The 12,905-nt window shown below is 61.7% G+C and carries 14 protein-coding genes and 1 tRNA gene; 7 read left to right on the top strand and 8 right to left on the bottom strand.

What is annotated here, in order from left to right:
• Positions 1-412 precede the first annotated feature (412 nt).
• On the top strand, positions 413-2,041 hold the full coding sequence (locus DPM33_RS20960) for a recombinase family protein (RefSeq protein WP_112099442.1): 1,629 nt from the start codon (positions 413-415) through the stop codon (positions 2,039-2,041).
• Here the strand turns inward: DPM33_RS20960 and DPM33_RS20965 are convergent.
• Positions 1,998-2,074, bottom strand: a tRNA-Met gene (locus tag DPM33_RS20965). The two genes, DPM33_RS20960 and DPM33_RS20965, sit on opposite strands and share 44 nt — an antisense overlap.
• 251 nt (positions 2,075-2,325) lie before the next feature.
• On the opposite strand from DPM33_RS20965, the gene DPM33_RS20970 reads away from it, so the two are divergent.
• Positions 2,326-3,291 carry a Gfo/Idh/MocA family protein gene (locus tag DPM33_RS20970; protein ID WP_112099343.1) on the top strand — a complete coding sequence of 322 codons (966 nt, stop codon included), beginning with the start codon at positions 2,326-2,328 and terminating at the stop codon, positions 3,289-3,291.
• Positions 3,292-3,325: 34 nt separating this feature from the next.
• On the opposite strand, the gene mnmA is transcribed toward DPM33_RS20970, so the two are convergent.
• Complete coding sequence (gene mnmA, locus DPM33_RS20975; RefSeq protein WP_112099344.1) at positions 3,326-4,516, bottom strand: tRNA 2-thiouridine(34) synthase MnmA; 1,191 nt, start codon at positions 4,514-4,516, stop codon at positions 3,326-3,328.
• Positions 4,517-4,770: 254 nt separating this feature from the next.
• On the opposite strand from mnmA, the gene sciP reads away from it, so the two are divergent.
• Entirely contained in the window at positions 4,771-5,046 is a 276-nt protein-coding gene (gene sciP, locus DPM33_RS20980) for a CtrA inhibitor SciP (RefSeq protein ID WP_006203587.1), read from the top strand.
• A 61-nt stretch (positions 5,047-5,107) separates the two neighbouring features.
• Here sciP and DPM33_RS20985 read toward each other — a convergent pair whose 3' ends face one another.
• A complete protein-coding gene (locus tag DPM33_RS20985) occupies positions 5,108-6,034 on the bottom strand; it encodes an NADP-dependent oxidoreductase (protein ID WP_112099345.1) in 927 nt (308 codons plus the stop codon).
• 90 nt (positions 6,035-6,124) lie between these two features.
• Between DPM33_RS20985 and DPM33_RS20990 the strand changes: the two genes are divergently transcribed.
• Positions 6,125-6,523 (top strand): winged helix-turn-helix transcriptional regulator, encoded by a 399-nt coding sequence (locus DPM33_RS20990; protein WP_112099346.1) that lies wholly within the window; start codon positions 6,125-6,127, stop codon positions 6,521-6,523.
• A gap of 85 nt (positions 6,524-6,608) precedes the next feature.
• Here the strand turns inward: DPM33_RS20990 and DPM33_RS20995 are convergent, their stop codons facing one another.
• Positions 6,609-6,986: a flagellar export protein FliJ gene (locus DPM33_RS20995; protein WP_112099347.1), complete on the bottom strand. Its 378-nt coding sequence runs from the start codon at positions 6,984-6,986 to the stop codon at positions 6,609-6,611.
• A 449-nt stretch (positions 6,987-7,435) separates the two neighbouring features.
• Here DPM33_RS20995 and ctrA point away from each other — a divergent pair, with 449 nt between their 5' ends.
• The gene (gene ctrA / locus DPM33_RS21000; RefSeq protein ID WP_006203583.1) at positions 7,436-8,131 is read left to right on the top strand and encodes a response regulator transcription factor CtrA; all 696 of its coding nucleotides are present in this window, start codon (positions 7,436-7,438) and stop codon (positions 8,129-8,131) included.
• Positions 8,132-8,201: 70 nt separating this feature from the next.
• Here ctrA and DPM33_RS21005 read toward each other — a convergent pair whose 3' ends face one another.
• Together DPM33_RS21005 and chpT are read right to left on the bottom strand one after the other, a co-directional pair.
• Complete coding sequence (locus tag DPM33_RS21005; RefSeq protein ID WP_112099443.1) at positions 8,202-8,570, bottom strand: response regulator; 369 nt, start codon at positions 8,568-8,570, stop codon at positions 8,202-8,204.
• A 222-nt stretch (positions 8,571-8,792) separates the two neighbouring features.
• A complete protein-coding gene (gene chpT / locus DPM33_RS21010; protein WP_042640350.1) occupies positions 8,793-9,422 on the bottom strand; it encodes a histidine phosphotransferase ChpT in 630 nt (209 codons plus the stop codon).
• A gap of 383 nt (positions 9,423-9,805) precedes the next feature.
• Between chpT and DPM33_RS21015 the strand changes: the two genes are divergently transcribed.
• Together DPM33_RS21015 and DPM33_RS21020 are read left to right on the top strand one after the other, a co-directional pair.
• Positions 9,806-10,342 (top strand): DUF1134 domain-containing protein, encoded by a 537-nt coding sequence (locus DPM33_RS21015; RefSeq protein ID WP_245442297.1) that lies wholly within the window; start codon positions 9,806-9,808, stop codon positions 10,340-10,342.
• 134 nt (positions 10,343-10,476) lie between these two features.
• The gene (locus DPM33_RS21020) at positions 10,477-11,616 is read left to right on the top strand and encodes a coiled-coil domain-containing protein (RefSeq protein WP_112099349.1); all 1,140 of its coding nucleotides are present in this window, start codon (positions 10,477-10,479) and stop codon (positions 11,614-11,616) included.
• 58 nt (positions 11,617-11,674) lie between these two features.
• On the opposite strand, the gene DPM33_RS21025 is transcribed toward DPM33_RS21020, so the two are convergent.
• Both DPM33_RS21025 and DPM33_RS21030 read right to left on the bottom strand, forming a co-directional pair.
• Positions 11,675-12,472, bottom strand: coding sequence for a TrmH family RNA methyltransferase (locus DPM33_RS21025; RefSeq protein WP_112099350.1), 798 nt, complete (start codon positions 12,470-12,472; stop codon positions 11,675-11,677).
• Positions 12,473-12,525: 53 nt separating this feature from the next.
• A complete protein-coding gene (locus DPM33_RS21030) occupies positions 12,526-12,864 on the bottom strand; it encodes an ArsR/SmtB family transcription factor (protein ID WP_112099351.1) in 339 nt (112 codons plus the stop codon).
• Positions 12,865-12,905 lie beyond the last annotated feature (41 nt).

The raw sequence follows: 12,905 nt of genomic DNA on the forward strand, positions 1-12,905 counted from the left end.
GCGGACCGGGACGTCCATGATTGGACACTCTCTTTTCCTTCCTGAGGTCAACGAGAGCAACCGGTCAGACGGGCAGATTTCCGAATAGCACGCCACGCTATCCGTTTCTGCGACGGACCGCTTTAAGTGCTTCTGTCATCTCCCGACTGAATACATGTTGCTAGGTATGGAGAAAAATCGCGATCTCGGTTGGCTCAAAGGAGGCCACGCATCCAGCGGAAAGCTGTCCGCGTATTTTGCAACTTCATCGCCATTCTCGAGCCGTACCGAGCACTTCGCGCAATGGTAGTGAAAATCCACAATCAGGCCTTGCATCGGCCGCCTGATAGGGCGATTCTTCGTCTCGCAAGCGCTCTCGCGCGCCAAGCCGCCCGCGAGGATCACGCGCGTCAACAGGCCGAGAAAGCACATCATGAATCGAGCCGTGATCTACGCACGCTTTTCAACCGATCTTCAGAATGAGCGGTCGATAGACGATCAAGTCGCGTTATGCCGAACGTACGCTGAACGTGAGGGGCTGAACGTTGTCGCAACATTTGACGATCGAGCTCGCTCCGGCGGTTCGGTGTTGGGACGCGATGGTTTGCTCCACCTCATGGACCAAGCCCGTGAGCACGAATTTGATGTGCTCGTCGTGGAGGCACTCGATCGGCTCTCTCGCGACATGGAAGACCTTGCAGGCATTCACAAGCGGCTTTCATTTCTGGGCATCGAAATCCGTGCCGTTCACGAGGGTGTGGTCAATACGGTCTTGGTCGGGCTTCGTGGCCTTGTCGGCCAACTCTACCGTGAGGACGTTGCTCACAAAGTCCGCCGAGGCCAAGCAGGGCGGATCAAAAATGGCCTTCACGCCGGGGGATTGACTTACGGTTACGCTTACGTGTTGGGCGATCCTGGGAAGCGCATGATCGTAGAAGAGGAAGCGCGTATAGTGCGTCGCATCTTTGGCGAGTATGTCGAGGGTCAGACGCCACGCGATATCGCCCACAAACTCAACAAAGATGGCGTGCCGCCTCCTCGCGGTCGAACCTGGAACGCCTCAACTATCAATGGCAATGTGCAAAGAGGTACCGGGCTGCTTCAGAATGAACTGTATGCCGGTCGCTTGATCTGGAACAGGGTCCGAATGGTCAAGGATCCTGATACTGGGAAGCGTGTCTCGCGTCCAAATGCCAAGGGCGAGTGGCAAACCGTCGAAGTTCCCGATCTTGCCATTGTTTCGGCTGAGTTGTTCGATGCGGTACGAGCAAGGAAGAAGGCGCGGGCAATCACCCATCCAAGCCATCAGCGCCGACCGCAGCACTTGCTGACGGGACTCCTTAAGTGTGGTGCTTGTGGAGCGGGTATGTCGTCAAAGGGTATCGACAAGACCAAGCGTGTTCGCATCCGCTGTTCCGCCGCCACGGAAAGCGGAATTTGCGCTGATCCAAAGACGTTCTATCTGGATACCGTCGAGACTGCGGTCCTGACCGGCCTCGCCGCCGAGTTGCGCCACCCTGAGGTAATTGCCCATTACGTCCAGACCTATCAAGAGGAACGAAGGCGCCTGGCAGCCGATACCGATGCACGGCGTGCTCGCCTGGAGCGACGGCTCGGAGAACTGTCGCGCGAGATCGACCGGCTGGTCACCGCCATCGCCAAGGGCCATGGCGATCCAGCAATCTTGGGACCGCAATCAACAACGCTGAATGAAGAGCGGAAAGCGATTGTGACGGAACTGAATCAGGTGCCCGCGGCGGCCAGCGTGATCGCACTGCATCCTGCGTTGTTGGCACGCTACGAAGAACAATTGAATCAACTGCGGGCCGGACTTGCTAAAGGCCTTATGGCCGGCGATTCCGAATCCGCGGAAGCGATGCGGGACTTGATCGAAACCGTGACCGTTTTTCGAGATCCATCAAGGCTCGGCGGAGTCGAAGTAGAAATCGCCGGACGTCTGACGGCACTCCTAGGGGAGAAAGCCTTCCCCAACGGCGTCAGAGCGTCGGGGGGTATGGTGGTAGCGGGAGAGGGACTTGAACCCCCGACCCCAGGATTATGATTCCCGTGCTCTAACCAACTGAGCTACCCCGCCAGGGCGGCAAATGGCCTGAAAACCATCCTCAATGGACGGGTATTTCAAGGCGTTCGCCAAGGTCGCGCGGATATAAGGTTGGCAGGGTGAGCCTGTCAAGCTTGGAAGCGGCCGACATGTCGGGATAATCCGCCAGCATAATTATCATCCCAGAAAAGCTTTGCCGGGCAGACACTCTGCTCATCTGCCGGGGTTGAGTTCGGCGGGGCACGTCGCTATGTCTCGGCCATGAAATTCTAGAGTTTGAGCGAATGAAGCCGCGCATCGCCGTCCTCGGTTGCGGATACTGGGGCAGCAACCACATCCGCACCCTCAAGGCGCTTGGCGCGCTCCATGCCGTTTCCGACGCCAACCGCGCCCGCGCCGAAGGTTTCGCCAGCGAGCAGGATTGCCTGGCGATCGAGCCGGACAGGCTGTTCGAGCGCAACGACATCGACGCCATCGTCATGGCGCTGCCGCCGCAATTCCATGCCGACACCGCGGTGCGCGCCGTCGAAAGCGGCAAGGACGTGCTGGTGGAAAAGCCGATCGCGCTGACGGTCGCGGACGCCGAGCGCGCGGTGAAGGCGGCTAAGGACAATGGCCGCGTGTTCATGGTCGGCCATGTGCTGCGCTTCCATCCGGCTTTCGAGACGCTGAAGGCGCTGATCGACAATGGCGAGCTCGGCGAGGTGCGCTACATCCACTCGCACCGGCTCGGCCTCGGCAAGTTCCATACCGAGAACGATGCGCTGTGGGACCTTGCGCCGCACGATTTGTCGATGATCCTCGCCATCACCGGCACCGAGCCGATCGAGGTGAGAGGCGAGGGGGCGGCGCTGCTCGACAATCTCAGCGACTTCGCGCATCTGCACATGCGCTTTCCGAACGGTCTGCGCAGCCATCTCTTCGCTTCGCGCCTCAATCCCTATCGCGAGCGGCGGCTGACGGTCGTCGGCACCAAGGCGATGGCGGTGTTCGACGACGTCGAGCCCTGGGAGCGCAAGCTTGCCGTCTACCGCCACGCGGTCTGGCAGGACAGCGGCCAGTGGGCCTTCACGGCCAATGAACCGGCTTACGTGCCGGTGGGCGAAGGCATGCCGCTGACGCGCGAGCTTGCCCATTTCATGCAATGCATCGAGACGCGCGCCGAGCCGCGCACCGATGGCGAGGAAGCAATCCGGGTGCTGCGCATCCTGACGGCCGGCACGGTGATCCATACCGGCTCGTCGGCCTGAGCCTGCCTGAAGCAGCGGCGATAGAACTGAGAACTTACTCGGCGGGGATCTGCGCCGGCTTGGCCGCGAGCCTGGACAGCATGGCCTCGGCCTCGGCGCCGCGCTCGGAGCGCTCGATGAAGCCGCCGCCGAAGACGCGAGCCTCGTTGCCGTCGTCAGAATAGAGCACGCAGGCCTGTCCGGGGGCGATACCCGATTCGCCGTCGGCAAGCTCGACCGACGTCACGCCGTTACGGTGATGCAGCACGGCCGGGCGCGGCGGCCTGGTCGAGCGGACCTTGGCGAAGAGCTCGATGCCGCCGGCCGGAACGTCCGACAGCGCTCCGTCGCCCAGCCAGTTCATGTTGCGCAGGTAGATCTTGTGCGTCTCCAGCGCCTCGCGCGGGCCGACGATGACGCGCGCGCGGTCGGCGTCGAGATGGACGACATAGAGCGGCTCGCCGGAGGCGATGCCGATGCCGCGGCGCTGGCCGATCGTGTAGCGCAGGATGCCTTCATGGCGGCCGAGCACGCGGCCGTCGATGTGGACGATGTCGCCGGGATTGGCGGCCGCCGGCTTCAACTTGGCGATGATGTCGGAATATTTGCCCTGCGGCACGAAGCAGATGTCCTGGCTGTCCTGCTTCGCGGCGACGGTCAGCCCCATTTCCTCGGCGATGGCGCGAACCTGTGGCTTCGACAAGCCACCGAGCGGGAAGCGCAGGTAATCGATCTGCGCCTGGGTGGTGGCGAACAGGAAATAGCTCTGGTCGCGGTCGGCATCGACCGGACGATAGAGCGCGCGATGCGCGCCATTGGCGCGCGAACGGATATAATGGCCGGTCGCCAATGCGTCGGCACCGAGATCCTGCGCCGTCGCGAGCAGGTCAGCGAACTTCACCGTCTGATTACAGGAAACGCAGGGGATCGGCGTCTCGCCGGCGACATAGCTCTCGGCAAAGGGATCGATGACCGCCTTGCGGAAGCGCTCCTCGTAGTCCAGCACGTAATGCGGAATGCCGAGCGTCTCCGAGACCCGGCGGGCGTCGTCAATGTCCTGTCCGGCGCAGCACGAACCGGCGCGATGGGTGGCCGCGCCGTGATCATAAAGCTGCAGCGTCACGCCGACGACGTCATAGCCCTCGCGCTTCAAGATGCCGGCGACCACCGACGAATCGACGCCGCCCGACATCGCCACGACGACGCGGGTTTCTTCAGGGCGGCGAGGGAGATCGAGGCTGTTCATGATGCTTTCACTGTGCGGCGCTCAATGCCAATGGCCGGAATATAGGTCAAGCGCCACGTATGCGCCAGCTTGCGGCCCAGAACGAGCTTATCGGCAAAATCAGGGCCTGGATGCGGTTGTTTCAAATCCTAAACGATATCCTAACCGGTCGTTCACGATCCTTACCTAGTGATTAGGGTTCGCTTAGGCAATTTTTAAAGCTGTGGCGGTACTGTGGCGGGGATTGGGTCTTTGAGTTTTTAGTAGAGAGTACGATGACCGATCTGGTTAGACCTAGAGTCAAGTATGTTATCGGGCCCGACGGCAGCCCTCTTACGATCGCCGATCTGCCGCCGACGAACACGCGGCGCTGGGTTATCCGGCGCAAGGCGGAAGTGGTCGCGGCGGTGCGTGGCGGCCTGCTCAGCCTTGAGGAAGCCTGCCAACGCTACAAGCTCACCACCGAAGAATTTCTCTCCTGGCAGGCATCGATCGACGAATACGGCCTTGCCGGGCTGCGCACCACGCGGATCCAGCAATACCGGCATTAGGCCGCGTAGCCATAAACGAAAAGGGCGCGGCGTTCCGCGCCCTTTTCGCTTTTGTAAAACCTCAGACCGTCAGCACGACCTTGCCGATCGGCCGCGCGGCGAGGAAAGCTTGGGCAGCCCCGGCCTGGTCGAGCGGAAAAGCTTTCGCGACATGGGGCGTAAGCTTCCCGGCATCGACGAGCCTGGCAAGCTCGACCAGCCCTTCCCGGTCGGGCGTGACCGACACTCGCTCGACACGGATGTTTCGTTCCTTTGCCTTTGCCTTGACCGCGTCCGGGACGTTGAGCAGCGACACCAGGACGCCGCCGTCGCGCAGCACCTTCAGCGATTCCCCGGCATGGTCGCCGCCGAGGGTCTCCAGCACCAGGTCGAGGCCGGAGGCTTTTCCGGTGAAATCGTCCTTCGTGTAGTCGATGACCTCGTCGGCGCCGAGCGAGCGGACGTAATCCAACTTGTCGGAGCTGGCGGTCGAGACCACCCAGGCGCCGCGCGCCTTGGCGATCTGCACCGCCAGATGGCCGACGCCGCCGGCGCCAGCATGGATCAGCACGCGTTGTCCCGACTTCAGGCCGCCATGGCGGACGAGACCCTGCCAGGCGGTAAGGCCGGCCAGCGGCAAAGCCGAGGCATGGGCGTGGTCGATGGTGGCGGGTTTTGCGGCGATCTCATTGGCCGGTGCGGCGACGAGCTCGGCATAGGCTCCAGCCTGCTTGGGAAAGAGCGGCATGCCGAACACGTCGTCACCGATCTCGAAGGCGGTCACCCCGGCGCCGAGCGCCACGACGGTCCCCGAAATATCCCAACCAAGAATGAAGGGCGGCTCGCCAAGCAGCGGATAGAAGCCGCCGCGCACGGCGCCGTCGACTGGGTTGATGCCCGCCGCCTTGACGCGGACCAGCACTTCACCGGGCTTGGGAGAGGGGTCGGGTTGTTCGGCGACGAAAAGGACGTCGGGTCCGCCGACGGCATTCTGGATAACGGCACGCATGGAAGCCTCCTGTTGGATGGATGTGCCGCTATCATTTGGATAGTAATATTCTGTTGTCTAGTATGTACCTCTTCTATATATAGGCACCTTATGGATAGTGACAGCGCACCCTTCGGCTACGACGCGTTTCGGCGCACCTGTCCGTCGCACACCGTGCTCGAAATGCTGGCCAGCAAGTGGGTTTATCTCACCGTTTGCGCGCTGCGGCGCGGAAGGCTGCGCAACGGCGAACTGGCGCGCAAGCTGGAAGGCATCACGCCCAAAATGCTGACGCAGACGCTGCGCGTGCTGGAGCGCGACGGTCTTGTCCGGCGTCAGGTGTTTCCGGTCATCCCGCCGCGCGTGGAGTATGAGTTGACGGAGCTTGGCCAGAACCTGGCGGGGCTGCTCAGCCAGATCCGATCCTGGGCGGAGGAGCATGCGCCGGAAATCAAGGATGCCCGGTCCCGAGCGTCGTCTGATCACAGCGAGGTGGCCGCCGCGTCCTGAAGCCGGCGGCGAGGCTGATTCGGCCGGGTGCCTGTCCTGAAGATGGCCGGCATGTCTCCGGCAATCACTGCAAATAGGCCGGCGATCAGCCGATCATGGCGCTGCGGGCGCCCGTGTCGGCGTCGCGGATCTTGGTGTCGCGCGATTCCAGCATCTCCGCTTTGGAAAGCTCCGCTTCAGCTTCGCCGAGTAATGATTCGGCGGTGCTTCGCTGCTGGGCGAGGTCGCTTTGTGAATTCCTGAGGTTGTCGCGGCGCAAACGAGCCGCCTTGGCGAAGGTCGGATAGGCGAAATGGCTGATGTCGGTGATGCCGGCTTTTTTCTCTTCGGCGATGATCTGCGCTTCCAGTTCGACGGCCATGCGCTCGAACTCGGCGATCATCATGTCCAGCTGCAAGAGCTGGCGCCGCTTCTCATTCACCTGAAACTGCTTCAGTCGAACGAGGTTTTCACGTGACTTCATGACTCGATACTCCGCAAACGCACACCTGCAATACCGTCCACTCCACCCGGAACGATCCAGGCGCCGCCCGTTTCCCCTGGCTTTCCCCGGGCTATGGGAAACAAAGCCCTAAAGATTTTTGCCGGCGGTAACCATTCGTTTACGGGCATTGTTAATCATACGGGCGAGGACTTAAGGCCGGGTAAAAATTCCGGCAGCGACGGGAACCCCCGGCCAGCGAGTCTCTGGAGTCACTTAGGCGGACTTATTAACGTGGTGCATTAGCGGTTTGGGTCTGTGATTCATTATTAGATTCAAGTGGGTGTAGAAAGGGGTTAAAAAATCTGGTATCGTGGACGACACGAAATTAGGATTTGTTAACCAGTCGGTGGCACCTTCTGTTCAGGCAATCACTGCTCCGGGTCCCGGACGGGTCGTGACACGGCCCGGCAGCAGAAAAGGGGAATGAAATGCGTGTTCTGCTGATTGAAGATGACAGTGCAACCGCACAGAGCATCGAACTGATGCTGAAATCGGAGAGCTTCAACGTCTATACGACCGATCTCGGCGAAGAGGGTGTCGATCTCGGCAAGCTCTACGATTACGACATCATCCTTCTGGATCTCAATCTTCCCGATATGTCGGGATACGAAGTCCTGCGCACGCTGCGCCTCTCCAAGGTCAAGACGCCGATCCTGATCCTCTCCGGCATGGCCGGCATCGAGGACAAGGTGCGCGGCCTCGGCTTCGGCGCCGACGATTACATGACCAAGCCTTTCCACAAGGACGAACTGGTGGCGCGCATCCATGCGATCGTGCGCCGTTCCAAGGGCCACGCCCAGTCGGTCATCACCACCGGCGACCTGGTGGTCAATCTCGACGCCAAGACGGTCGAGGTCGGCGGCCAGCGCGTGCATCTGACCGGTAAGGAATATCAGATGCTGGAGCTGCTCTCGCTGCGCAAGGGCACGACGCTCACCAAGGAAATGTTCCTCAACCACCTTTACGGCGGCATGGACGAGCCGGAACTGAAAATCATCGACGTCTTCATCTGCAAGCTGCGCAAGAAGCTCGACGCGGCGTCCGGCGGCCAGAACTACATCGAAACGGTGTGGGGCCGCGGCTATGTGCTGCGCGAACCGGAAGATATCCGCGTCAGCGCGTGAGCGATCCAAGAGATTTCAAACAAAAAACCCGGCTCAGGCCGGGTTTTTTGTTTGAGGCGCTTCCAGCGAATCAGGCGGCGATCTTCAGGACGCGGAAGCTTTCCAGCAATTGCGCCCGGTTGAAGGGTTTCAACAGATAGCCTTGGGCGCCGGCGCGCTTGGCGCGCATGATCGCCCCGACATCGACCTCGACCAGCGAGACCAGGATCTGCGGTTTGATGGGGCTTTCCATGGCGCGGATGCGACGGATGAGGTCCACCGCCTGGACATCGGTCAGACCGCCGTCGATGACGATGACGTCCGGCATGTCGCCGGCGCACATCTCGGTGGCTTCAAGGCCGCTCGAGGCCTCCATGACAATCATGTCCGAGCCGCCAAGAATACGTTTTGCGACCTTCCTGATGACGCTCGAATCGTCGACGAAAAGGCAGCGCTTCATGTCCGGATCCTCTTTGCCATCTGCCGAACCGGCAGCCTCCGGGTAACCGGTGAGCACCATAGTCCAATCTGGTAAAGAAGCTGAGAATCCGTTAGGTAAAGTTTTTCCAAACGGGCGTATCGCGCGTTCCTTGCCCGCGACGCCGTTACATGGATCACAGCCGGCATTGCTCGATCTGCACTGCCAACATAAATATTATCAATAAAGATACTTCGGCTTTTCTTAAGCAGCCGTCAGCACGATCTCTTCGGGGGTCGCGTGGATCGAGATCGTCATGTTGGCCTCACGCGCCAGAAGCAGCGTGTAGTAAGGCTGGACCGAATGGGCGTCGATCGGCTCCTCCGGCTTGTGGCCGGAATGCAGTTCGAGGAATTTCGGCGGCACGCGCAGCATCGGGCCGCTGGCCGACAGCGAAAAGCGCGGCTCGGTTTCGAGATTTTCCAGCGTGATCACCAGCTTGCCGCCGCGCGGTATGGCCGCATGGGCAACGAGAATGAGGTTGAGCAGCAGCTTGACCTTGTTCTTGGGCAAGAGCGCGCGCGAGCCGTTCCAAACCAGCTCCGGCTTTTCGTTCTTCAGGAAGGCGATGGCCACGGCCTCGGCATCGCCAGTATCGATCATCATGCCGGCGGAACCGGCGGCGCCGAAGGCGATGCGGGCAAACTGCAGCCGCGCCGAGGCGTTCTTAGCGCTCTGGCGAATGAGCTTCATGGCGTCTTCGTCGGCGCCACCTTCGTCGAGCAGCTCCAGACCATTGTTGATCGCGCCGACCGGCGAAATGATGTCGTGGCAGACGCGGCTGCACAGCAGCGCCGCGAGATCGGGCGCGGAAAGGGTGAAAAGCTCGGCCATCGGCGAAATCCCTGCTTAAGTCACATATTCATGGCCGAGCGACCGTTTTCGCGCCTGCCCACACGAATCACACTCTTTTCCAATGCTTTCTGAATACACAGCGCCCGAGCGCGCATCAACAAATCCACAATTGCCGATGGCGAAAATGATGTGTTCGCGGGGGGAAACCCGGCGTGGCGGGGGAAACGCAGCCTTCGATCCGCCATCTTCGTGTGAGAGCTTAATGGTTGAAAAAGGATTACGGCATAGTTTGCCCGTGATAGCCACCCTGAACGGCCGGCAAGAGCCGCAGGGGTGCGAGGCGTCGGCGAAAGTGCTCCCTGACGGAGATTGGAAGCATGTTTTCCCGATACTACGACCGGACAGTCGTCCGTGTCCTCACCATGACCATAGCACTCCTGGGGGCTTTGATCCTTTCGACCTCGGCGTCGCGGGCCCAACAGTACACCGCTCAGGAAATCATCGATTCCGGTCATAAATTCTTCGGCGAAACGTCGGGCGGCCTGGCCACCGTCGTCGAGAAGATCTTTGCCTCCTACGGCCTGCCCAACGGCTACCTGCTGGGCGAGGAAGGATCCGGCGCCCTGATAGGCGGCCTGACCTATGGCGAGGGGACGCTCTACACCAAGAACGCCGGCGACCATAAGGTCTTCTGGCAAGGTCCGTCGCTCGGCTGGGATTTCGGCGGCGAGGGATCACGCGTGATGATGCTGGTCTATAATCTCGACGACATCAGCAGCCTCTATAACCGCTTCGGCGGCGTTGCCGGCTCCGCCTATGTCATTGCCGGCGTCGGCTTCAACGTTCTGCAGAGCAACCGGGTGCTGCTGGTGCCGATCCGCACCGGCGTCGGCGCCCGTCTCGGCGTCAATCTCGGCTATCTGAAGCTCACCGAAAGACCGACCTGGAACCCGTTCTGATCGGGCTCCGCCCGTCACAACCGCTCGGACCGTGCTGATCGCGCCGCGGCAAGCCCTTGCCGCGGCGTTGAATTTCCGCCATGCCAAGGTGACACAATCCAGCGATTGCCGCTCCGTAAAGTGGATAGCACGCCTTGGTCCAGTCGGTTCTGTTCTTCGTCCTCGGTTTCCTCTGTGCCGTTTTCCTGGTGTCGCTTGTCGCGCCGGCAGTGTGGCGGCGGGCCGTTGTCCTGACCCGCAGGCGCCTCGAGGCATCGCTGCCGTTGACGCAAGCCGAAATCCAGGCCGACAAGGATCGTGTGCGGGCGGAATACGCCATGACGACGCGCCGGCTGGAGATAACCGTCAAGAACCTGCAGGAGAAGGCGGCCGAGCAACTGGTCGAGATCGGCCGCGGGCGCGAGGCCCTGAAGGGGCTGGCGGTCGAGACGAAGGACAAGAACCAGGCGCTCTCCGATCTGCAGGCTAAAAATGCGGAGCTCAGGCAGCGCGAGGAGGACCTGCACCGCCTGTCGGAAAAGCTTGCGCAGACGGAGCGGGCGTTGGAGAAACGCGCGCTGGAGCTGCAAAAGCTCGAGCAGATGTATGACGATGCCAGCTTCTCTTCGTCGAACCGCCAGATCGAGCTGGTCGCCCGCGAATCGGAGCTGGAAAAGCTCGCCAGCGATATCGCGATGCTGCGCAGCCAGCGCAAGGAGGCTGACAGGCGAAACCAGGAAATCACCTCGGAAAGCAAGGGCGCGCGCGAAGCGCTGAAGGCGGAGAAGAAGAAAACGGCCGAGCTCGACAAGAAGGTCGAGCGGCTGCTGGCGACGCTTGCCGACCGCGAGGAAAAGCTCGACCGGCGCGAGAAGGATCTCGCCCGGATGCGCGAACGGTCGAGGGAGATTTCGCCTGCCAACGGCATCGCACGGCTGGCCACAAGCGCCGTTGTGCAAGGTGACGACGTCGACAAGGCAATCGCCAAGCTGGAAGGCGACCGCGAACGGCTGGAGGCAAGGCTGGCGGCCCTGGCGCGGGAGAACAAGCGGTTGAAAACCGACCTTGCCGCGTCGGGCACGGCAATGCCCGACGCGGCGGGCGATGCACGCCCGAGTGCGGGTCTTCGCGAGCAAATGTACGAATTGGCGGCCGAGGTCGTCAACCTGACGATGAAGCTCGACGGGCCGGATTCCCCCATCGCCAAGGCGCTGGCGAGCGACGGGCAGCAAGGCGGGCGCGGCATCAGCCTTGCCGACCGGGTGAGGGCTTTGCAGAAGGCTGGCTCGACCTGAATTCTCGACACCCCTCAAAGCGTCGAGCTATTCGACCTCCTGGTTGCTCCGCAGGCCGCTACCGGTTCGAAAAGTGATGCAGGGCGATGGCCGAGGCCGCCGCGACATTCAGGCTGTCGAAGCCTTCGGCCATGTTGATCCGCACCGTGTGGAGCCGGGCTAGAAGGTCCCGTGGCAGGCCTTCGCCTTCGGTGCCGAGATAGAGCGCCAGGCGCGGTGAACGGTCCGCCTCGCGGATATCATGGGCTCCGCGTGGCGAGAGAGCGAATTGGCTGAAGCCAAGCCGGTCGAGCGTCGCGGTAAAGGTTGCGGTATCGGCGAAGGACGCGAAGGGAACTTGCAGCGCCGCGCCGACCGAAACGCGGATTGCCTTGCGGTAGAGCGGATCGCAGCAGGTCGTATCGAGCAGCACCGCATCCGCGCCGAAGGCCGCGGCGTTGCGGAAGATCGCCCCCATATTGTCGTGATTGGATATGCCGACAAGGACGACAGCCAACGCGCGTCGAGGCAAGGTCTCCACCAGGGCCTCTGCGGGCGCCGGATCGCCACGAACGCCGATCGCCAGAATGCCGCGATGCATGTGGAAGCCGGCGATCTTGTCCATGACCTCGCCACCGGCGACGTAGACCGGGAAATCGGCAGGCGCTTTGCGCAGGATCGGCTGCAGGCCGGCCAGTCTGTTTTCGAGGACAAGGGCGGACTCGGCGGCGAAGCGCCTAGTCGACAGCAGAAGGTCCAGCACCACCTTGCCTTCGGCGACGAAGCGGCCATGCCGGCCGACGAGATCGCGCTCGCGGATGTCGAGATAGGCGGTGACGCGCGGGTCCTGGGGATCGCCGATAGGGATGATATTCATGCAGGCCTCGCCGAAGGTTCGTCAGCGAGGTAATGAGCGGCAGGAGCCGCAGGTCAAGCCCCGGCGCGACGCAACCGATAGGCCATCTGGGAAAGATCGCCGTCGCCGAAAATGCCTTCCAGCATGCGCAGCAATTCGCGTACCGCCTCGGACTTGCAGGAATAGTAGATCATCTGGCGATCGCGCCGTGTCTCTACGAGATCGAGTGCCCTCAGCTTTGCGAGATGCTGCGACAGCGCGGACTGGCTCAGCTGCACTTTCTCGGCGATGGCGCCGACCGACATTTCGTCGTCCATGAGATGGGCCACGATCAGCAGGCGCTTTTCGTTGCCCATGAGAGTGAGAAACGCGGCGGCCGATTCCGCATTGGCGATTAGCTTATTTGAGATCATAGATCCCCCAAGGGTCCTGGCTCATCCTGGCGCCAGGGGGC

This window comes from Mesorhizobium hawassense, from assembly GCF_003289945.1.
Lineage (GTDB): Bacteria > Pseudomonadota > Alphaproteobacteria > Rhizobiales > Rhizobiaceae > Mesorhizobium > Mesorhizobium hawassense.